General features: G+C 73.2%; 12 protein-coding genes. 2 read left to right on the top strand and 10 right to left on the bottom strand.

All coding sequences use genetic code 11. The annotated features are described in order from the left end of the window. Window positions 1-124: 124 nt before the first annotated feature. The 7 genes from QRN89_RS25415 to QRN89_RS25385 form a co-directional block, all read right to left on the bottom strand. The gene (locus QRN89_RS25415) at window positions 125-1,426 is read right to left on the bottom strand and encodes a M50 family metallopeptidase (RefSeq protein WP_290351680.1); all 1,302 of its coding nucleotides are present in this window, start codon (window positions 1,424-1,426) and stop codon (window positions 125-127) included. Continuing rightward, on the bottom strand, window positions 1,423-2,685 hold the full coding sequence (gene dxr, locus QRN89_RS25410) for a 1-deoxy-D-xylulose-5-phosphate reductoisomerase (protein WP_290351679.1): 1,263 nt from the start codon (window positions 2,683-2,685) through the stop codon (window positions 1,423-1,425). The genes QRN89_RS25415 and dxr overlap by 4 nt, the downstream gene beginning before the upstream one ends. A gap of 144 nt (window positions 2,686-2,829) precedes the next feature. Beyond that, window positions 2,830-4,812, bottom strand: a complete 1,983-nt coding sequence (locus QRN89_RS25405; RefSeq protein WP_290351678.1) for an acyl-CoA dehydrogenase family protein — start codon at window positions 4,810-4,812, stop codon at window positions 2,830-2,832. A gap of 191 nt (window positions 4,813-5,003) precedes the next feature. After that, window positions 5,004-6,449, bottom strand: a complete 1,446-nt coding sequence (locus QRN89_RS25400; protein ID WP_290351677.1) for an aldehyde dehydrogenase family protein — start codon at window positions 6,447-6,449, stop codon at window positions 5,004-5,006. A gap of 142 nt (window positions 6,450-6,591) precedes the next feature. Then, on the bottom strand, window positions 6,592-7,677 hold the full coding sequence (locus QRN89_RS25395; protein ID WP_290351676.1) for an EamA family transporter: 1,086 nt from the start codon (window positions 7,675-7,677) through the stop codon (window positions 6,592-6,594). Between the two features lie 420 nt (window positions 7,678-8,097). Continuing rightward, window positions 8,098-9,669, bottom strand: a complete 1,572-nt coding sequence (locus QRN89_RS25390) for a PucR family transcriptional regulator (protein WP_290351675.1) — start codon at window positions 9,667-9,669, stop codon at window positions 8,098-8,100. Window positions 9,670-9,771: 102 nt separating this feature from the next. Beyond that, entirely contained in the window at window positions 9,772-11,877 is a 2,106-nt protein-coding gene (locus QRN89_RS25385; RefSeq protein WP_290351674.1) for a type IV secretory system conjugative DNA transfer family protein, read from the bottom strand. 636 nt (window positions 11,878-12,513) lie between these two features. Here QRN89_RS25385 and gabT point away from each other — a divergent pair. Further along, complete coding sequence (gene gabT, locus QRN89_RS25380) at window positions 12,514-13,848, top strand: 4-aminobutyrate--2-oxoglutarate transaminase (protein WP_290351673.1); 1,335 nt, start codon at window positions 12,514-12,516, stop codon at window positions 13,846-13,848. Between the two features lie 417 nt (window positions 13,849-14,265). Further along, complete coding sequence (locus tag QRN89_RS25375; RefSeq protein ID WP_390702492.1) at window positions 14,266-14,841, top strand: phosphatase PAP2 family protein; 576 nt, start codon at window positions 14,266-14,268, stop codon at window positions 14,839-14,841. On the opposite strand, the gene QRN89_RS25370 is transcribed toward QRN89_RS25375, so the two are convergent. From QRN89_RS25370 to QRN89_RS25360, 3 genes are all read right to left on the bottom strand, one after another. Then, window positions 14,777-16,627, bottom strand: coding sequence for a chitinase (locus QRN89_RS25370; protein ID WP_435833307.1), 1,851 nt, complete (start codon window positions 16,625-16,627; stop codon window positions 14,777-14,779). The two genes, QRN89_RS25375 and QRN89_RS25370, sit on opposite strands and share 65 nt — an antisense overlap. Before the next feature lie 20 nt (window positions 16,628-16,647). Beyond that, a complete protein-coding gene (locus QRN89_RS25365; RefSeq protein ID WP_290351670.1) occupies window positions 16,648-17,172 on the bottom strand; it encodes a bifunctional DNA primase/polymerase in 525 nt (174 codons plus the stop codon). A 206-nt stretch (window positions 17,173-17,378) separates the two neighbouring features. Next, window positions 17,379-18,791, bottom strand: coding sequence for an NAD(P)/FAD-dependent oxidoreductase (locus QRN89_RS25360; protein ID WP_290351669.1), 1,413 nt, complete (start codon window positions 18,789-18,791; stop codon window positions 17,379-17,381). Between the last annotated feature and the right edge of the window lie 14 nt (window positions 18,792-18,805).

Genomic DNA, 18,805 nt, shown 5'->3' with positions numbered 1-18,805 from the left:
ACGGGTCCGCGGCCCAGCACACCGCGGCGGCAAACCACCCGAAGGGACGCGGCCGGACGCCCTACGGTGTCCGGCCGCGGTTTCCGCCCGGAAGCCGGGCGGTTTCCTCCGGGAGAACACGCCCCTAGGAGATCTTCACCGGGTTCACGATGTCCGCCACCAGCACGAGCAGCGTGAAGCAGATGAAGATCCCCGCGACCACGTAGGCGACGGGCATCAGCTTCGCCACGTCGAAGGGGCCGGGGTCGGGCCGGCGGAAGAGCCGGGCGATGGTGCGCCGTACGGACTCCCACAGCGCTCCCGCGATGTGCCCGCCGTCCAGCGGCAGCAGCGGCAGCATGTTGAACAGGAACAGCGAGAGGTTGAAGCCGGCGAGCAGCATCAGGAACGTCGCGACGATGTTCTGGGTGGGGGCGTCGAGATTGAGCACCTCACCGCTGATCCGGGCCGCGCCGACTACTCCGACCGGGGAGTCGTCCTTGCGCTCGCCGTCGCCGAAGGCGGCGTCCCACAGGTCCGGCACCTTGGCGGGCAGCGAGATGATCGACTCGACGCCGTTCTCGAACATGTCGCCCATGCGGTCCAGGGACTGGCCGAAGGTCTGCGGCACGATCTCCGTCTTCGCCGCGAATCCCAGGTAGCCGGCCGGCACGAACTCGCCGGGGACGACCTGGCCGTCGGCGTCCTTCTTGGCCACCATGTTCTTCAGCAGCGTGGCCTGGAGGACCTTCTCCTCGCCGCCGCGGTCGACCGTGATGGTGGCGGGGCCGATGGTGTCCCGGATGCGGCCGGACAGATCGCCCCAGTCGCCGACCGGCACCCCGTTGAAGGCGACGATCCGGTCGTCCTTGAGCAGTCCCGCGGCTGCGGCCGGGGACTCAGGGTCCGTGGACTTGCAGGTGCTGCGCTCCTCGCTCTGCGGGATGACGCACTGCTGCACCCCGGCGACCTGGGTGGTCTGGGTGGCGAAGCCGAACGACATCGAGACACCGAGGAAGATCGCCACGGCGAGCACCAGGTTCATGAACGGGCCCGCGAACATCACGATGACGCGCTTCCACGGCTTGCGCGTGTAGAAGAGGCGGGTCTCGTCGCCGGGCTTGAGCTCCTCGAAGGCCGCCGTGCGGGCGTCCTCGATCATGCCCCGCCAGGGGGAGGTGGAGCGGGCCTCGACCCGCCCGTCCGGGCCGGGCGGGAACATCCCGATCATGCGGATGTAGCCGCCGGCCGGGATGGCCTTGATCCCGTACTCGGTCTCGCCCTTGTGGCGCGACCAGATGGTCGGGCCGAAGCCGACCATGTACTGGGGGACGCGGATGCCGAAGAGCTTGGCGGTGGAGAGGTGGCCGAGCTCGTGCCAGGCGATGGAGAAGAGCAGTCCGACGGCGAAGAGCGCTATGCCGAGGACCGTCAACAGAATCGTCATGCGCGAGCCTCCGCTGTCGCCTTCTCTGCCAGTGCGGCCAGTTCCCGGGCGCGGGTGCGCGCCCAGGTCTCCGCCTCCAGGACGTCCGGGACCGTCAGCGAGGTTCCCCGCACCGGGGTGCCGTGTTCGCCGACGACAGCAGTGACCGTATCCATGATTCCGTTGAACGGCAGCCGTCCCGCGAGGAATGCGTCGACGCACTCCTCGTTCGCTGCATTGAACACCGCCGGGGCGGTGCCGCCCAACGCCCCCACGTGCCGGGCGAGTGCCACGGACGGGAAGGCCTCGTCGTCGAGCGGGAAGAACTCCCAGGTGGAGGCCGTCGACCAGTCGAAGGCGGGGGCGGCGTCCGGCACCCGCTCGGGCCAGCCGATGCCGATGGCGATGGGGCCGCGCATGTCCGGCGGAGTGGCCTGGGCGAGCGTGGAACCGTCGGTGAACTCCACCATCGAGTGAACGTAGGACTGGGGGTGGACCACGACCTCGATGCGGTCGAACGGGATGTCGTAGAGCAGGTGCGCCTCGATGACCTCCAGGCCCTTGTTCACCAGGGTGGCGCTGTTGACCGTGATCACCGGTCCCATCGCCCAGGTGGGATGGGCGAGGGCGTCCGCCGGGGTGACCCGGGAGAGCTCGGCCCGGGTGCGGCCGCGGAAGGGTCCTCCGGACGCGGTGACGACGAGCTTGCGCACGTCGCCGCGGGTGCCGGCGGCGAGTGCCTGGAACAGCGCGGCGTGCTCGGAGTCGACGGGGATGATCTGGCCGGGCTTCGCGAGGGCCTTCACCAGCGGGCCGCCGACGATGAGCGACTCCTTGTTGGCGAGCGCGAGGGTGCGGCCCGCTTCGAGCGCGGCGAGGGTGGGGGCGAGGCCGATGGATCCGGTGATGCCGTTGAGGACGGTGTGGCACGCGGAGGCGGCGAGCTGCGTCGCCGCGTCGGGCCCGGCCAGGATCTCGGGGAGCGGCTCGCCCGTGCCGTACCGCGCCCGCAGGGCCTCCCGGAGCGCGGGCACTGCGTCCTCGCGGGCGACGGCGACCGCGCGCACCCGCAGTCGGTGCGCCTGCTCGGCGAGCAGGTCGACCCGTCCGCCGGCAGCGGAGAGCGCGGTGACGCGGAAGCGGTCGGGGTTGCGCAGGACCAGGTCGATGGCCTGCGTGCCGATGGACCCGGTGGAGCCGAGGACGACGATGTCCCGGCGGCCTTCGGACGGATCGAAGGCGATGTGCGGGTCGGCGAGTGGGGCTGGGCTGTCGCTCATGCCCCCATTGTGGCCGCTGCCGCCAACGGTCCCGACAGTGCGTCCCCTGCGCGCCGCCGGTGCGGGCGCCGCCCGGGGGCGACGGCTCGCACCGGCGGCCGCGGGGCCGCCCGCCCGGTCACCGGACCGCGCGGGCGGCGGCGGTCACCGGAACGGGCGGTGGACGTTCTCCCGCTTCGACGGACCGGGGGTCGCGTCCGCGATCCAGGGGCCGTCGCCGCTCGGGTCGAGGACGCCCTCCTCGAGCCAGGTGTAGGAGCCGGCGAGGACGTCCTTCACCACGGAACGGTCGAGGTCGTCGGTGTTGGTCCACAGCCGTCCGAAGAGCTCCTCGACCCGGATGCGGGACTGCCGGCAGAAGGCGTCCGCCAGCCGGTACGCCTCCCGGCCGTGCTCCCCGGTCCTGCGCAGCAGTTCGGCCCGTACGCAGGCGGCGCTCATCGCGAACAGCTCCGCGCCGATGTCGACGACGCGGCCGAGGAAGCCCTGCTTGGTCTCCATCCGGCCCTGCCAGCGGGACATGGCGTAGAACGTGGAGCGGGCGAGTTTGCGCGAGGTGCGCTCCACGTACCGCAGGTGCACGGAGAGGTCCGTGTGTCCGCGCGGGTGGAACTCCGCGTACGAGCGGGGCAGCTGGCCCGGGCCCGCGACCAGCTTGGGCAGCCAGCGGGCGTAGAACGCCGTCGCCGCCGCACCCGCCCTGGCCTTGTCGCCGAGCGACTTGTCGGGGTCGATGATGTCGCCGGCCACGGAGAGGTGGGCGTCCACCGCCTCGCGCGCGATCAGCAGATGCATGATCTCGGTGGAGCCCTCGAAGATGCGGTTGATGCGCAGGTCGCGCAGCAACTGCTCGGTGGGGACGGCGCGTTCGCCTCGTGCGGCCAGGGACTCGGCGGTCTCGAAGCCGCGTCCGCCGCGAATCTGGACCAGTTCGTCGGCGATGAGCCAGGACATCTCGGAGCCGTAGAGCTTGGCGAGGGCCGCCTCGATGCGGATGTCGTTGCGGTCCTCGTCGGCCATCTGGGACGCCAGGTCGACGACGGCCTCCATGGCGAAGGTGGTCGCCGCGATGAAGGAGATCTTCGCGCCCACCGCCTCGTGCCTGGCGACCGGCTTGCCCCACTGCTCCCGGACGGCGGACCACTCGCGGGCGATCTTCAGGCACCACTTCCCGGCGCCGACGCACATCGCGGGCAGCGACAGACGGCCGGTGTTCAGCGTGGTCAGGGCGATCTTCAGGCCGGAGCCCTCGGGGCCGATGCGGTTCGCCGCGGGCACCCGGACCCGGTGGAAGCGGGTCACGCCGTTCTCGATGCCGCGCAGGCCCATGAAGGCGTTGCGGTTCTCGACGGTGATGCCCTCGGCATCCGCCTCGACGACGAACGCGGTGATGCCGCCCTTGTGGCCCTCGGACTTGGGGACCCGGGCCATCACCACGAGGAGGTCGGCGACGACGCCGTTGGTCGTCCACAGCTTCACGCCGTCGAGCACGTAGTCGTCGCCGTCGGGCACGGCCGTGGTGGCCAGGCGCGCGGGGTCGGAGCCGACGTCGGGCTCGGTGAGCAGGAAGGCCGAGATGTCGGTGCGGGCCAGGCGCGGCAGGAACGTGTCCTTCTGCTCCTGGGTGCCGAAGATCTTCAGCGGCTGCGGTACGCCGATCGACTGATGCGCCGAGAGCAGCGCGCCGATGGCGGGGCTCACGGACCCGACCAGGGCCAGGGCCTTGTTGTAGTACACCTGGGTGAGGCCCAGGCCGCCGTACTTGGTGTCGATCTTCATGCCGAGGGCGCCGAGTTCCTTGAGGCCCTCGATGACCTCGTCCGGGATCCGGGCCTGGCGCTCGATGAGCGCGCCGTCGATCTTCGTCTCGCAGAAGTCCCGCAGTCTGGCGAGGAACTCCTCGCCGCGCTGCACGTCCTCGGAGGCCGGCAGCGGATGGGGGTGGATCAGGTCGAGCCGGAAACGGCCGAGGAACAGTTCCTTGGCGAAGCTGGGCTTGCGCCAGCTCTGCTCGCGCGCGGCCTCGGCGACCTGGCGTGCCTCACGCTCGGTGACCTTCGGTGCCCCTGTGGCCTCGGGGGACACAGTGACCTTCGGGGCGTCCTGCGGAGTGGATGGTGCGGACATGAGGGACTCACCTCGCCGCTGTCGGAGGGCGGCCGGACCGGAATTACCGACCGGTGCTACTCGTCCGTATCTACCCGAATACCGGCCGCCTCACCAGTCCTGCGGGGCAGCCGGGTGGATCCTGCCCGCCTACCACAGAAAGACGGCCGGAGCCCCCGCACAGTGGGCTCCGGCCGTCGGTCCGGGACGTACTACAGGGCGAGTCCGGTGAGGACCAGCACCCGCTCGTACGTGTAGTCGTCCATCGCGAACCTCACACCCTCGCGGCCCACGCCGGACTGCTTGGCGCCGCCGTAGGGCATCTGGTCGGCGCGGTAGGACGGGACGTCGCCGACGATCACGCCACCGACCTCCAGCGCCCGGTGGGCGCGGAAGGCGGTCTGCAGGTCGTGGGTGAACACGCCCGCCTGGAGGCCGTACTTGGAGTTGTTGACCGCCGCGAAGGCCTCGGCCTCGCCGTCGACGCTCTGCACGGTGAGGACCGGCCCGAAGACCTCCTCGCAGGCGAGGGTCGCGTGCGCCGGCACGCCGGTGAGCACGGTCGGCGCGTAGGAGGCCCCGTCCCGCTTGCCGCCGGTGAGGAGCTGGGCGCCGGCCTCGACGGCCTCGTCGACCCAGGACTCGACGCGCCTGGCGGCGTCCTCGCTGACCAGGGGGCCGACGTCGGTGGTCGGGTCGGACGGGTCACCGGTGTGCTGCGCCTCGACCGCCGCGACGATCTTCGGCAGCAGCCGGTCGTACACGGAGGCGTCGGCGATCACGCGCTGCACGGAGATGCAGGACTGGCCGCCCTGGTAGTTGGAGAAGGTGGCGATACGGGTCGCCGCCCAGTCCAGGTCCTCCTCGGAGGCGAAGTCGGCGAGGACGACGGCCGCGCCGTTCCCGCCGAGCTCCAGCGTGCAGTGCTTGCGCGGCACCGAGTCCATGATCGCGTAGCCGACCTTGTCGGAGCCGGTGAACGAGATGACCGGGAGGCGCTCGTCCTGGACGAGGGCGGGCATCTTGTCGTTCGGGACCGTGAGCACCGACCAGGAGCCCGCGGGAAGGTCGGTCTCGGCGAGCAGCTCACCGAGGATCAGACCGGACAGCGGGGTGGCCGGAGCGGGCTTGAGGATGATCGGCGCGCCGACCGCGATGGCCGGGGCGATCTTGTGGGCGCACAGGTTCAGCGGGAAGTTGAACGGCGCGATGCCGAGGACGACGCCCTTCGGGAAGCGGCGGGTGAGGGCGAGGCGCCCCTGGCCACCGGCGTCCGTGTCGAGGCGCTGGGCCTCGCCGCCGTTGAAGCGGCGGGCCTCCTCGGCGGCGAAGCGGAACACGGAGATCGCGCGGCCGACCTCGCCGCGGGCCCACTTGACGGGCTTGCCGTTCTCGGCGGAGATCAGCTGGGCGATCTCCTCGGTGCGCTCGGCGAGACGCCGGGAGACGTGGTCGAGGGCGGCGGCGCGGACGTGGGCCGGGGTCGCGGCGAACTCGTCCACGACGGCATGGGCTGCGGCAACGGCCTCCTCGACCTGGGCGTCGGTCGGGACGGCGACCGTGCCGACGAGACGGCCGTCCCAGGGGGAGGTCACGTCGAAGGTCGTCTCGCCGGTGGCCTGGCGGCCGGCGAGCCAGAAGGCGTGGGTGGACGTCATTTGGGGGTCCCGGCCCTTCCGAAGTAGTGGGTTGCCTCTCCCCACACGGTAGGGCGGCCGGGCCGGATCGTGGGTTGTCCGCGTTGGAGTGGTCGGCCGGGTCGCCCTGCCGCTTTGGCGAGTGCGCGGGTCACCGTGGACGTCAGCGACGGCGTTCGGTACTGACGATCAGACAGACGCCGGCGACGACGACCGCGCCGCCCACGGCGATCGGCCAGGTCAGCCGCTCACCGAGGACGAGCGCGCCGAGAAGTACGGCGACGACCGGGTTGACGTAGGCGTACGTGGCCACGAGCGAGAGCGGGGCGGAGTGCAGCAGCCAGGCGTACGCCGTGAACGCGATCAGCGAGCCGAAGACGACGAGGTAGGCGAGGGCGGTCCAGGAGCGGCCCGAGACCTCGGCGAGCACGAGGTCCCGCTGTTCACCGCGGCCCAGGGCGACGAGCAGGCAGCCGATGCCGCCCGCGACCATCTCGTAGGCGCTCGCGGCGAACGGGTTGGCCGGCATGGGGATGCGGGAGGAGGAGAAGGAGCCGACCGACCACATGACGGTCCCGGCGATCACGGTCAGCACGCCCCAGAGGCGGACGTCGCCGCTCAGGCCCGGCAGGGTCAGCACGGCGAGCCCCGCGAGCCCGAGGAGGACGCCACCGTACGCACCGGTGCCCGGGCGCTCGCCGGACGCCCGCCGCAGGACGACGACCCAGGCCGGGACGACGGCGACCAGGAGCGCGGCGAGTCCGGAGGGGACGGCCGTCTCGGCGAGGACGACGAGACCGTTGCCGCCGAGGAGCAGCAGCAGTCCGACCACGGCGGCGGAGACCAGCTGGGCCCGGGTGGCGCGGAGCGCGGACGGTCCCTGCCGCCAGGCGACGATCGCGGCGAGGATCAGCCCAGCTGCGACGAACCGCGCACCGGCGGACAGGAACGGCGGCATGGTCTCGACGACCACGCGGATACCGAGGTACGTGGAGCCCCACACGACGTAGACGATGGCGAGCGCGGCCCAGACCGGGCCGGATATCCGGCCCGGTCCGCGCGCGGGGGCGGACGCGGCCTCGACGGCGGACGCGGCACCGGGTTCGGAGGTGAGGGCGGCACCGGGTTCGGTAAGGGGCGGGGGGCCGGCTCCGGCGGGAGGTTCGGCGGCGGGTCTGCTCGCGCCGGGGGCGTCTGGAGCGGGGGTGCCGGGAGCGGGGGTGCCGGCACCTGCTGCGGGTTGCGTCATCGGTCCTTCTCGTCTCGTCTCGTTCGTCGCTCGTCTCGCCCGTCTCGTGAAACGGCCGGGTGGATGGCTCCCCGTCCGGCCGGTGATCACGAGGCAGGACCTTAGGCAGTCCGGCGACCGAACACCACGTTTTCTGCCCGACTTCGGGCAGCGGAAGGCCGGCTTCTTCCGACGGCTGACGGGCTGGGGTGGTCATCGGCGGCGGTGAGCACGGCTCCGAAGCCGGCCCCCGAACCGCGCGGCCGCTGGTGGGGGGCCGGGCGGGGGACCGCCGCCCGGCGGTTGGGCGGGCCTCGGAGAGCCTGCGGCTGCGGCTCGTGGGTGGCCTCCGGGCCGGCGCCAGGACTGCCGGCCGACGGGTGGCCGGAGGCCGGCCGCGCCGTCGAGGCCGCTCCCGGCCCCGGCCCGGGCGCCCGCGGCCTACTCCGGTGCCGGTGCCGGGAGCGGGCTCTCGGTCGCCTTGAGGGCCAGCCAGAGCTCCATGCGCACGTCCGGGTCGTCCAGGGAACGGCCGAGGATCTCCTCGACGCGCCGCATGCGGTAGCGCAGGGTGTGCCGGTGGACGCCCAGGTCGGCCGCGGCCGCGTCCCACTGGCCGTGGCGGGAGAGCCAGGCGCGCAGCGAGGCCACGAGGTCGCCGCGGCCGGTCGCGTCGTGCTCCCGCAGGGCTCGCAGCATCCCGTCCGCGAAGGCGCGCACCGCGTCGTCGGCGAGCAGCGGCAGCACGGAACCCGCCGCGAGGTCCTCGTGCTCGACGAGCGCCCGGCCCCGCCTGCGGGCGACGGAGAGCGCCTGCTCGGCCTGCTTGTACGCCGTGGCTGCCGCGATCGGCCCGGCCGGCGCCGACATGCCGACGACGACCCCCGCCTCCTCCGTCTCGCGTTCGGTGTACGGCTCACAGGCGAGCGCGACCGCTCCCCCGTCCGCGGCGAGGACCACGAGCCGGTCGTCGCTCTCCCACACGGTCAGCACGGACTCCCCGGCCCGGGATGCGGCGGACTCCAGCGCTTCGGCGAAGGCCTGCACGGGGTGCTCGGCCGTCGGGTCCGGCTCCCCCGCCGGTTCGGCGACGAGCAGCCGGAAGGGGGCGTCCAGGAGCCCTCCGTACAGGTCCCCCGCGACCGTCCTGGCGTGGTCCGGCTGGCCGGAGAGCATCATCCTCAGCACCGCCGCGCCGAGCCGCTGCTCGGCGGCCTGCAGCGAACGCGACCGTTCCGTCGTCAGCGTCAGCAGCGCCACCGCGGAGTGCACGGCGTAGCGCTCGGCGGTGCCCAGCGGCGCCCCCGTGCCGACCGCGAGTGCACCGCGGACCCGCCGGCCGGTGCCCAGCGACTGGAGTTCGACGCGGTCGTCCGTCCCGCCGACGACCGCGCTGGCGGGCGCGGGGCGCTCCCGCAGCCGCTCCACGTCCCCCGTGAGCCGGGCCGCGCGCCGGGTGGCCCATTCGGGGGCGGCGGCGACGACGGCGCCGGAGGCGTCGTAGAGGGCGGCCCAGCCGTCCACGTGCGAGGCGAGGCGGGAGAGCAGGGCCGCGGGACCCTCGGCGAGCGCGGCGCGCGTCAGCTCCCGCTGGGCCTCGAAACCCGCCGTGACGGACCGGTACTGGTCGGCGGCGATGGCCGCGGACACCGCCTTGCTGATGGCCAGGAACGGTGTGCGCCGGGGCACTTCGAGGAGGGGGAAGTCCTCGGTCTCGGCCGCCTCCAGCAGCGCGTCGGGGATGTCTTCGTAATTGACCCCGACGGCGAAGCCCAGCCCCGCGACCCCCGCGCCCGCGAGCCGCCGCACATAACGGCGCATCGACTCCCGGTCGGCGGCGTCGAGCGTCATCGCGGTGACGAGCAGCAGCTCGCCGCCCTCCATGTACGGCACGGGGTCCGCCAGCTCGCTGGCGTGGACCCAGCGCACCGGCGTCCCCAGACGGTCCTCCCCCGCGCGCACGGTCAGCTTGAGCGCGGAGTGCTGGACGAGGGACGCGAGGGTGACCGGCATGGGACCGCGGGCTTTCGACGGAGGATGAGTGCTTCTGGGGCCATTTCGCCGTCCCGTATGAACGGCGTACCTCGATTCTGCCACCGCGTACGGGTGCCCGGCTCAGTTCCGCAGATCCACCAGGAGCGGAGGGGCGTGCTCGCCACGCACCGACGTCAGGGAGAGCACGGCGTGCCCGGCCGGCACCGAGTGCGCCAGCTCGGAGGCCGACCAGCGCTCCCGCTCGACCTCACGGACCGTCACCGCCTCGGCCGTCGCGGCCTTGCCCGTCACGACCCGGCGCATGAAGTGCAGGGCCTTGGTCAGCGGCTCGTCGGAGACGATCTGCCGATTGGTCACGTCCTTGGTCTGCACCCACTCCTTGCCCCAGGACTCGGCGAACCGGCCGCCGTCCCACGGCCCGAGCCCGGCGAACGCCATCCGGCAGCCCACCGCGCCCAGCAGCGGCCCGCGCAACGGCTCGGGGACGTCCTCCAGGGTGCGCAGCGTCAGCACCACCCCCGCGTGCGCGGAGCGCAGCCGCTGCACGGCCCTGACCGAGTCGGGCGTGACCGTGTGGGTGGCGTCGTCCAGGACCAGACAGGCGAACAGGGAGCGGTCCGAGCGGCTGAGCACGGCCTCCGTGAACTGGGCGAGGACGAGCCGGGCGATGATCCGTGACGCCTCGGCGTGGCCGCGTTCGGGGAGGTCGATCCGGACCCGCAGCGGGTGCTCGACGGCACGCAGCGAGAACTGCCGGCCGGGCTCCTCGGTGCGGAAGAAGCGGGCGAACGCGGGCCGGTCGAGGAACGCGATCCGCTCCGCGAGCAGCACCCCGATGTCGTCGGCGCGCTCCGACTGCCGTGCCCGGGCGTCGAGTTCGCGCAGCTGCGAGGTCGCGCCCGCGGTCTGCAGGGCGGTGCGCAGCCCGTCCAGCGCCCCGGGCGCGCCGCCGAGGAGGTCGCGCAGCTCGGGAACGGCCGGGAAGTGGCCGTGGACACCGCGGTACGGCCCGATGAGCTGCGCGAGGGCCGTGGCGGCCCGCCGGCCGTCGGCCGTCAGATCCCCGACGAGCGCCTCGGCGAGGACGCGGGCGGCCTCATCGGGGTCGTCGCTGCCGCCGTAGAGGTCGAGGTCGTGCGTGGACTCCGGCCGTCCGGGGGCGATGACCAGGTCGAACGCGTCGTCGGGAGCGAGCGCCGTGCCGTGCGCGGTGACCGCCACGACGGCGGCGCGGTTCGCCAGCGCCTGCAGGCACATGGCCTCCACGACCGGCCGCACGAGCCGCACGGTCTTCCCCGCCCCCGACGGCCCGACGGCGAGCAGCGAGGTGCCGAGCAGCGCGGGCTCGAGGGCGACCCCCGTGGTGCGGCGGGCGTAGGGGTTACGGGGGTGGTCGGCGGCGGTGCCGATCCTGACCTGGTTGGTGGCGAGGTCGTGCACCGCGGTGCGTACCGGCAGGTCCCGCACCCCGGAGGGATGCGCACAGGCCGCCGCGCCCTCCGCGCGGACCACGTCCGTGAAGGCCGCCAGCCGTTCGGGGGTGGTCCGCACCCCCTGCCAGGCGCGGCGGATCCGCGCGTAGTCGACGTCGCCGAGCGAGCCCTTCCGGGTCGCCTCCGCCAGGGTGCGGGCCGTGTCGTCCAGACCGGCGGAGCGCAGGTCGGGCCAGTCGGCGGGGTCCTCCTTCGGCGGGGGCGGCGGGGCGGGCACGTCCCTCTTGCGCGCGTAGCGGCGCCAGATCTCGGGCACGTGGCCCATCCGGGCGAAGAGGACGAGGAGTCCGCCGCCGACGAGGGCGTAGTACACGTAGCTCGCCGTGGCCCACAGCGGAGGGTCGGCGCGCCAGGAGTCCGGGGTGAGCACCAGGAGCGGCCAGAGCCAGTAGCGGCCGAGGTAGCCGTTCCACAGCAGTGACCAGAGCAGCCAGCCGGCGAGCAGGGCGATCAGCGCGCCGGTGAAGAGCCGCCTCGCCGGGACGAGCTCCGGCTCCTCCTCCGGGCGCGGCCGGTGCCCCAGCCGCCACACGCCCGGCTCGGCGTCGGGCCGGGGGGTGCGCAGCCAGTCCGCGACGGACCGTCCGGTACCCGTCGGCGCCGGGGCCTGGGACGGGACCGGCGGGACGGCGGGCGGCAGCGGCGGTGGGCCCGCGGGACGCGGGACGGGCCGCGCGCTGCCGGTGCCGCCGGATCGGGCCCCGCGTGCGTCGTACGTGCCTTCGGTCTCCATGAACCCCTGCCCCCTGACCAGCCAGGTCCGCGCGTCTGTGCCACCGTCAATCTAGTGCCCGCCGCCGGGGAGTTCAGCGATCCCGCACCGTGAGTGCGGGGGTTGGCGCGGATGCGGCGCGGAGCCGGTACCGCCGCCCCGCCGGGGTCGCGCGGTCCGCCCTCGAGTCCGTCCCTGCGCACTCCGGTCCCCGTCGGCACGCCGGCCGGCCCCAGCCTGCGCGCGACCGCCGGCCCGAACGCCCCGACCTGCGTGCGCGCGCTCCCCCCCGCCCGTGCCGTGAGGCAGTCCCACGCGCACGCCCTCCCGCCCCGGCAGCCCCGGCAGCCCGGCCGGGTGTCCGCCCTCCTGTGCACGGCACGGCCCCGACGGCCCGCCCCTCCTCGCCGTCCGGCCCGCCGACAAGCCGGGATCCGCGCGGCGACGCGTGCCCTGTCCGAGCGGTGGTCACAGGCACGCCTCCGCCCCGACGGCCCCGGTCAGCGGCCCGTCCCGCCCCTCCCCTCGGCGCTCTATGTCCGTCGCGGACAAGGACACGCCCCCACCACTACCGAACGGAGCATGCCGGACCCCCTGGCCCGGACCTAGCCTGCGAAGAAAGAAGAAGTGCGTCCGGAAACACCCCCAGGAGCCCTCATGAGCGCAATTCCGCAGGAGCGCCGCGTCGTCACCGCCATCCCCGGCCCCAAGTCGCAGGAACTGCAGGCCCGCCGTCTGTCCGCGGTCGCGGCCGGTGTGGGCTCCGTGCTGCCGGTGTTCACCGCCCGCGCCGGCGGCGGCATCATCGAGGACGTCGACGGCAACCGTCTGATCGACTTCGGGTCCGGTATCGCCGTGACCACCGTGGGCGCGTCCGCCGAGGCCGTCGTACGCCGCGCCTCCGCGCAGCTCGCGGACTTCACCCACACCTGTTTCATGGTCACGCCCTACGAGGGCTACGTCGAGGTCTGCGAGGCCCTGGCCGAGCTCACCCCGGGCGACCACGCCAAGAAGTCGGCGCTGTTCAACTCCGGCGCCGAGGCCGTCGAGAACGCCGTCAAGATCGCGCGTGCGTACACCAAGCGCCAGGCCGTCGTCGTCTTCGACCACGGCTACCACGGCCGCACCAACCTCACCATGGCGCTGACCGCGAAGAACATGCCGTACAAGAACGGCTTCGGGCCCTTCGCCCCCGAGGTCTACCGCGTCCCGGTCGCCTACGGCTACCGCTGGCCCACGGGCCCGGACAACTGCGGCCCCGAGGCCGCCGCCCAGGCCATCGACCAGATCAGCAAGCAGATCGGCGCCGACAACGTCGCCGCGGTCATCATCGAGCCCGTCCTCGGCGAGGGCGGCTTCATCGAGCCCGCGAAGGGCTTCCTCCCGGCGATCGCGCAGTTCGCCAAGGACAACGGCATCGTCTTCGTCGCGGACGAGATCCAGTCCGGCTTCTGCCGCACCGGCCAGTGGTTCGCCTGCGAGGACGAGGGCATCGTCCCGGACCTGATCACCACCGCCAAGGGCATCGCCGGCGGCCTGCCGCTGTCCGCCGTCACCGGCCGCGCCGAGATCATGGACGCCGCGCACGCGGGCGGCCTCGGCGGCACCTACGGCGGCAATCCGGTCGCCTGCGCCGGTGCGCTCGGCGCCATCGAGACCATGCGCGAGCAGGACCTCAACGGCAAGGCCAAGCGCATCGAGGAGGTCATGAAGGGCCGCCTGTCCGCGATGGCCGAGAAGTTCGACGTCATCGGCGACATCCGCGGCCGCGGCGCCATGATCGCCATCGAACTGGTCAAGGACCGCGCCTCCAAGGAGCCGAACCCGGAGGCCGCCGGCGCGCTCGCCAAGGCCTGCCACGCCGAGGGCGTCCTCGTCCTCACCTGCGGCACCTACGGCAACGTGCTCCGTTTCCTGCCCCCGCTGGTGATCGGCGAGGACCTGCTCAACGAGGGCCTGGACGTCATCGAGACGGCGCTCGCGGGCGTCTGAGCGGGACGCGCGAGGGGTTACCGCCCGTCATCGCGCGCTCTCTGTGAAGAACGTGTGGGGGGCCAATGGCGGGATGGCATTCCCGCTGTCGGTCCCCCTCCTGCTGCCGTACGGTTTTCGCAGATGAGAGAAACACCCCGCTCGCAGGAGACTGCGGGCGACTCCATGGCGTGGCCTCCCCAGCCCCGCCCTGGCCGTGCCCTCGCGCACACCACCGGAGCTTCGTGCTCCGGATCACCTCTCCGATCGGATGGCCGCCCGCCCCAAACCCCCCGGGGCGCGCGGCAAACCGGTCCCCACGGCCGCCCCGGAACCACCCCCCCTGTTCCGGGGCGGCCGACCTCCTTCTTCCGGTCGGCGTTCCTCCTCCGGCCTCCCTTCTTCCGGCCGCCCGGCGGCGCCGCCGCCGTCGCGGCGGTGTGCGCCGTCCTCTTCGCTCTGATCACCTGGCAGGTCGTGGCCCACGGGCCGCTGCGTGCGCTGGACGAGCGCGTCGACCGGGCGGTCGTGGGCGACGGCCCCGCGGGCCTCACCGAGTTCCTCGCCGATCTCGGCAACATGCAGGTCGCGCTGCCGGTGCTGGCCTCGGCCGTCGGCCTGGCGCTGTACCGGCGCAGACGGGTCCCCGCGGCGGCGGTCGTCGTCGCCATGGCCCTCGTACCGGCGCTCGTGGTGCCGCTGAAGGCGCTGACCGACCGGCCCGGTCCGCTGACCCCGGAGACGGGGTACTTCCCGTCGGGCCACGCCGCGACCGCGGTGGTGGCGTACGCCGGGGCGGCCCTCCTCGTCGGCCGGTGGCTGACGCCCGTCGCCGTGCTGCTCACGGTGGCGACGGGCATCGGTCTGGTGCTGCGCGGCTACCACTGGCCGCTGGACGTCCTCGGCAGCTGGTCCCTGTGCGGGGTGCTGCTCGCCGGTGTGGTCCTGGTCAGCTCCAGGGGTAGGCGTCGAAGTTCCGCTGGAACTCCCAGCCGCCGAACCGGTCCCAGTTGATCGACCAGGTCATCAGTCCGCGCAGCGCGGGCCAGGTGCCGTGGGTCCGGTAGGAGCCGCAGTTCGCCTTCCTGGTCAGGCAGTCCAGGGCCTTGGTGACCTCGGCGGGCGGGGTGTGCCCGTTCCCCGCGGTGGTGGCGGCGGGCAGGCCGATGGCGACCTGGTCGGGGCGGAGGGCGGGGAAGAACCGCTCGGCGTTGCCCGCGACCGGGAAGCCCGTGAGCAGCATGTCGGTCATGGAGATGTGGAAGTCCGCGTTCCCCATGGTGTGGTACTGGTTGTCGAGGCCCATGATCGGCCCCGAGTTGTAGTGCTGGACGTGCAGCAGCGTCAGATCGTCGCGCAGGGCGTGGATGACGGGCAGATAGGCACCGGCGCGCGGGTCCTGGCCGCCGAACGGACCGGAGCCGTAGAACTGGTAGCCGAGCTGGACGAAGAAGGTCTCCGGGGCCATCGTCAGCACGAAGCCACTGCCGTACCGGGCCTTGAGGGTCTTCAGGGCCGAGATCAGGTTGACGACGACCGGCGAGGTGGGGTTGCGGAAGTCGGTGTCGCCGGTGGCGAGCGACAGCGAGTGGCCCTCGAAGTCGATGTCGAGGCCGTCGAGGCCGTACTCGTCGATGATCCTCGAGACGGACGAGACGAAGGTGTCCCGGGCCGCCGCCGTGGAGAGCTGGACCTGGCCGTTCTGGCCGCCGATGGAGATGAGGACCTTCTTGCCGGCGGCCTGCTTGGCCTTGATGGCGGCCTTGAAGTCGGCGACGGACTCGACGCCGGGGCACTCGCTCGCCGGGCACAGGTTGAAGCGGATGTCGCCGGAGGTCACCGAGGTGGGTTCGCCGAACGCGAGGTTGATGACGTCCCAGGAGTCGGGGACGTCGGCCATGCGGGTGTAGCCGGAGCCGTTGGCGAAGCTCGCGTGCAGATAGCCGACCAGGGCGTGGGCGGGCAGCCCCGGCCCGGGTCCGGTGCCTCCGTTCGCCGTCGTGGCGGTGACCGTCGCGGACTTCGGGGACTCGCCCGCGCTGTTGGCGGCGGTGACCTGGAAGGCGTAGGAGGTGGCGGGTGCCAGGCCGGTGACGGTGGCCGAGGTCCCGGTCACCGAGAGGACCCTCGTGCCGCCGCGGTGGACGTGGTAGCCGGTCGCGCCGGACACGGGCGACCAGGACAGCGGCACTGTCGAGGACGTGGGTGTGCCCGCGACGAGCCCGGTGGGCGCGGCGGGCACCTGGACCGGGGTGCCGCCCGGGCCGTACAGCGACAGGTCGTCGGCCTGGTAGGCACCGGTGCCGTACCAGCCGTGGGTGTGGATCGTGACGGACGTGGTGCCGGCGCCGGTGCGGAACGTCGTCGTCAGCTTCTGCCAGTCGGGGGCCGACTGGGTCCAGGTGGAGACGTCGGTCGTGCCGGTGCCTGTGGCGCCCAGGTACACATAGCTGCCGCGCACCCAACCGCTCAGCGTGTAAGAGGAGTTCGGCTGCACGCCGACGGTCTGGGAACACTTGGCGTTGTCGCTGCCGGCCGGGGTCGCCTGCAGCGCCTTGGCTCCGCCGTGCACGGGCGAGGAGACGACGGCGCCGCTGCCGGCCGTGCAACTCCAGCCGTCCAGGCCGGACTCGAAGCCGCCGTTGCGGGCGAGTTCGGCGTCGGCGGCCGCGGCGCCGCCGGCCGTGGCGACGAGCCCGCCCGCCGCGAGCACGGCCGCGACGACGACGGCGAGGGGTCTGGCGCGGTCCACAACTGCCTCCGGGGAGTGGGGGGATGAGGAGTGGAGCGCGCACAACATGGTCCAGACCAATCGGCTTGTCAAGACCTCTGACGGCCTCCTCGCCCTTCATCCCGCTCCCCGTCGGTTCCGGCGACGACCGCGGCCGCCTCGTGCATCGACAGCTCCAGCAGTGCGGGGTCGGTGAGGGTCCCCGACCCGTCCGGGAGAACCAGCCAGCGCACACCCCCGGCGGTGCGCCCCGGGTACGGCAGTACCACCCAGGCGCCCGGCCCCACGGCGTGCGTGCCCGTGCCGACCCAGCGCTCGGACGTGCCCGGCGGCACGAAGAAGCCCAGGCGCGGCCCCGGCGCGCGGCCGCGTGAGGTCGCGCCGAAGTCGGCGAGGACCGGTCCCGGCCGGTCCGTGAGCCGCGTGAGCACGTCCAGTGTCGGCCCGGCGATCCCGCCGGGCAGGACGAGCACGTCCCAGAGCCGCCCCGTGGGAAAGAGGGCGACGCCTCTGGGGTCGCCCTCCCAACGCCTGCGCCAGTCGTCGGGGTCGGGCGCCGCCGACACCAGCCAGTCCACCGCCGCACCGGCCCCCTGGCCCCCGGTTCCCGTCATCTCCCACAGCCTCCCGTTCCGTGCGCCTCGCCGCGTGCGCGGTCCGTGCGTTCACCCGGGGAGAGCGGGAACGGTCCGCACTATGACGCGGGTTCGGGAAACCGGTGGAGAAAATCCGCCGAGGTGGTCGCGACCGACCGTGACACGGCACGGCCGGCGGCCGGGCGCCCCGTGGCGCGCGGCCGCCGGCCGTACCCGGCGAGGTGTCAGCTGTCGAAACCGAGTCCGAGGCGGTCCATCGCCCTCAGCCACAGGTTGCGCCGGCCGCCGCGGGCGTCCGCCCGGGCCAGGGACCACTTGGTGATGCCGATCCCCGCCCAGGCCACCGGCTCCGGCGGGAAGGGCAGCGGCTTCCTGCGGACCATCTCCAGCTCCGTGCGCTCGGTCCGCTCACCGGCGAGCAGGTCGAGCATCACGTCGGCGCCGAAGCGGGTGGCGCCCACACCGAGCCCGGTGTACCCGGCGGCGTAGGCGACCTTTCCGCCGTGCGCGGTGCCGAAGAACGCCGAGAAGCGCGAGCAGGTGTCGATCGCGCCGCCCCAGGCGTGGCTGAAGCGCAGGCCCTCCAGTTGCGGGAAGCACTCGAAGAACTGGCCCGCCAGTTTCAGATACGTCTCCGGCCGGTGGTCCAGCTCTGCGGTGACCTTCCCGCCGTACGGGTAGATCGCGTCGTAGCCGCCCCACAGGATCCGGCCCTCGGCGGTGATCCGGAAGTAGTGGAACTGGTTGGCGCTGTCGCCGAGGCCCTGCCGGTTGCGCCACCCGACGGCGTCGCGCTGCTCGGCCGAGAGCGGCTCGGTCATCAGCGCGTAGTCGTACACCGGCACGGTGTACGGGCGGATCCGCTTGACGAGCGACGGGAAGACGTTCGTGCCGAGCGCGACCCGGCGGGCGAAGACCCGGCCGTAGGACGTGCGCACGGCCATGCCGGCGCCCGCCGAGGACAGGTCGAGGGCCCGGGTGTTCTCGTAGATCCGTACACCGAGGTCGAGGCAGGCCCGCTTCAGACCCCAGGCGAGTCTGGCCGGGTGGAGCATGGCCACCCCCTCCCGGTCCCACAACCCGCCGAGGAAGGTCGGCGAGTCGACCTCGGCGCGCACGGCGTCGCGGTCCAGCAGTTCCAGGCCGCCGAAGCCGAGCCGGCCGGCCTCCTCGTGCATCTCGCGGAGCTCGTCGAGCTGGTGTGGCTCGGTCGCCACGTCGATCTCGCCGGTGCGCTCGAAGTCGCAGTCGATGCCGTACGCGGCGACGGCGGCCTCGATGGCGTCGAGGTTGCGCGCGCCGAGGTCCTCGAGCTTCGCCATGTCGCCCGGCCAGCGGGCCAGCCCGTTGGCGAGACCGTGGGTCAGGGACGCTGCGCAGAAGCCGCCGTTGCGGCCCGAGGCGGCCCAGCCCACCTCGCGCCCCTCGATCAGGACGACATCCCGCTGCGGGTCGCGCTCCTTGGCGAGCAGCGCGGTCCACAGTCCGCTGTAGCCGCCGCCGACGACGAGCAGATCGGTCTTCTCGTCGCCGGTGAGGGCGGGCAGGGCGGCGGGCTTGCCGGGGTCTTCCAGCCAGAACGGGACGGGCTGGGCGTCCGAGAGTGATGAGGCAAAGGTCATGGCTGCTGGGGCCATGGTTTCCACTCCTT

It is taken from the genome of Streptomyces sp. HUAS CB01 (assembly GCF_030406905.1).
GTDB classification, from domain to species: Bacteria; Actinomycetota; Actinomycetes; order Streptomycetales; family Streptomycetaceae; genus Streptomyces; species Streptomyces chengbuensis.
Note: the sequence above shows the minus strand (reverse complement) of the source record. Positions and strands in the feature narration are given on the sequence as shown.

Excerpts from the sequence above, each read along its gene's own strand:
- QRN89_RS25400 (WP_290351677.1), bottom strand. The coding sequence starts at position 6,449 with ATGACGTCCACCCACGCCTTCTGGCTCGCCGGCCGCCAGGCCACCGGC.
- QRN89_RS25365 (WP_290351670.1), bottom strand. The coding sequence starts at position 17,172 with ATGACGGGAACCGGGGGCCAGGGGGCCGGTGCGGCGGTGGACTGGCTG.
- QRN89_RS25370 (WP_435833307.1), bottom strand. The coding sequence starts at position 16,627 with ATGTTGTGCGCGCTCCACTCCTCATCCCCCCACTCCCCGGAGGCAGTT.
- QRN89_RS25395 (WP_290351676.1), bottom strand. The coding sequence starts at position 7,677 with ATGACGCAACCCGCAGCAGGTGCCGGCACCCCCGCTCCCGGCACCCCC.
- dxr (WP_290351679.1), bottom strand. The coding sequence starts at position 2,685 with ATGAGCGACAGCCCAGCCCCACTCGCCGACCCGCACATCGCCTTCGAT.
- QRN89_RS25405 (WP_290351678.1), bottom strand. The coding sequence starts at position 4,812 with ATGTCCGCACCATCCACTCCGCAGGACGCCCCGAAGGTCACTGTGTCC.
- gabT (WP_290351673.1), top strand. The coding sequence starts at position 12,514 with ATGAGCGCAATTCCGCAGGAGCGCCGCGTCGTCACCGCCATCCCCGGC.
- QRN89_RS25415 (WP_290351680.1), bottom strand. The coding sequence starts at position 1,426 with ATGACGATTCTGTTGACGGTCCTCGGCATAGCGCTCTTCGCCGTCGGA.
- QRN89_RS25385 (WP_290351674.1), bottom strand. The coding sequence starts at position 11,877 with ATGGAGACCGAAGGCACGTACGACGCACGCGGGGCCCGATCCGGCGGC.
- QRN89_RS25360 (WP_290351669.1), bottom strand. The coding sequence starts at position 18,791 with ATGGCCCCAGCAGCCATGACCTTTGCCTCATCACTCTCGGACGCCCAG.
- QRN89_RS25390 (WP_290351675.1), bottom strand. The coding sequence starts at position 9,669 with ATGCCGGTCACCCTCGCGTCCCTCGTCCAGCACTCCGCGCTCAAGCTG.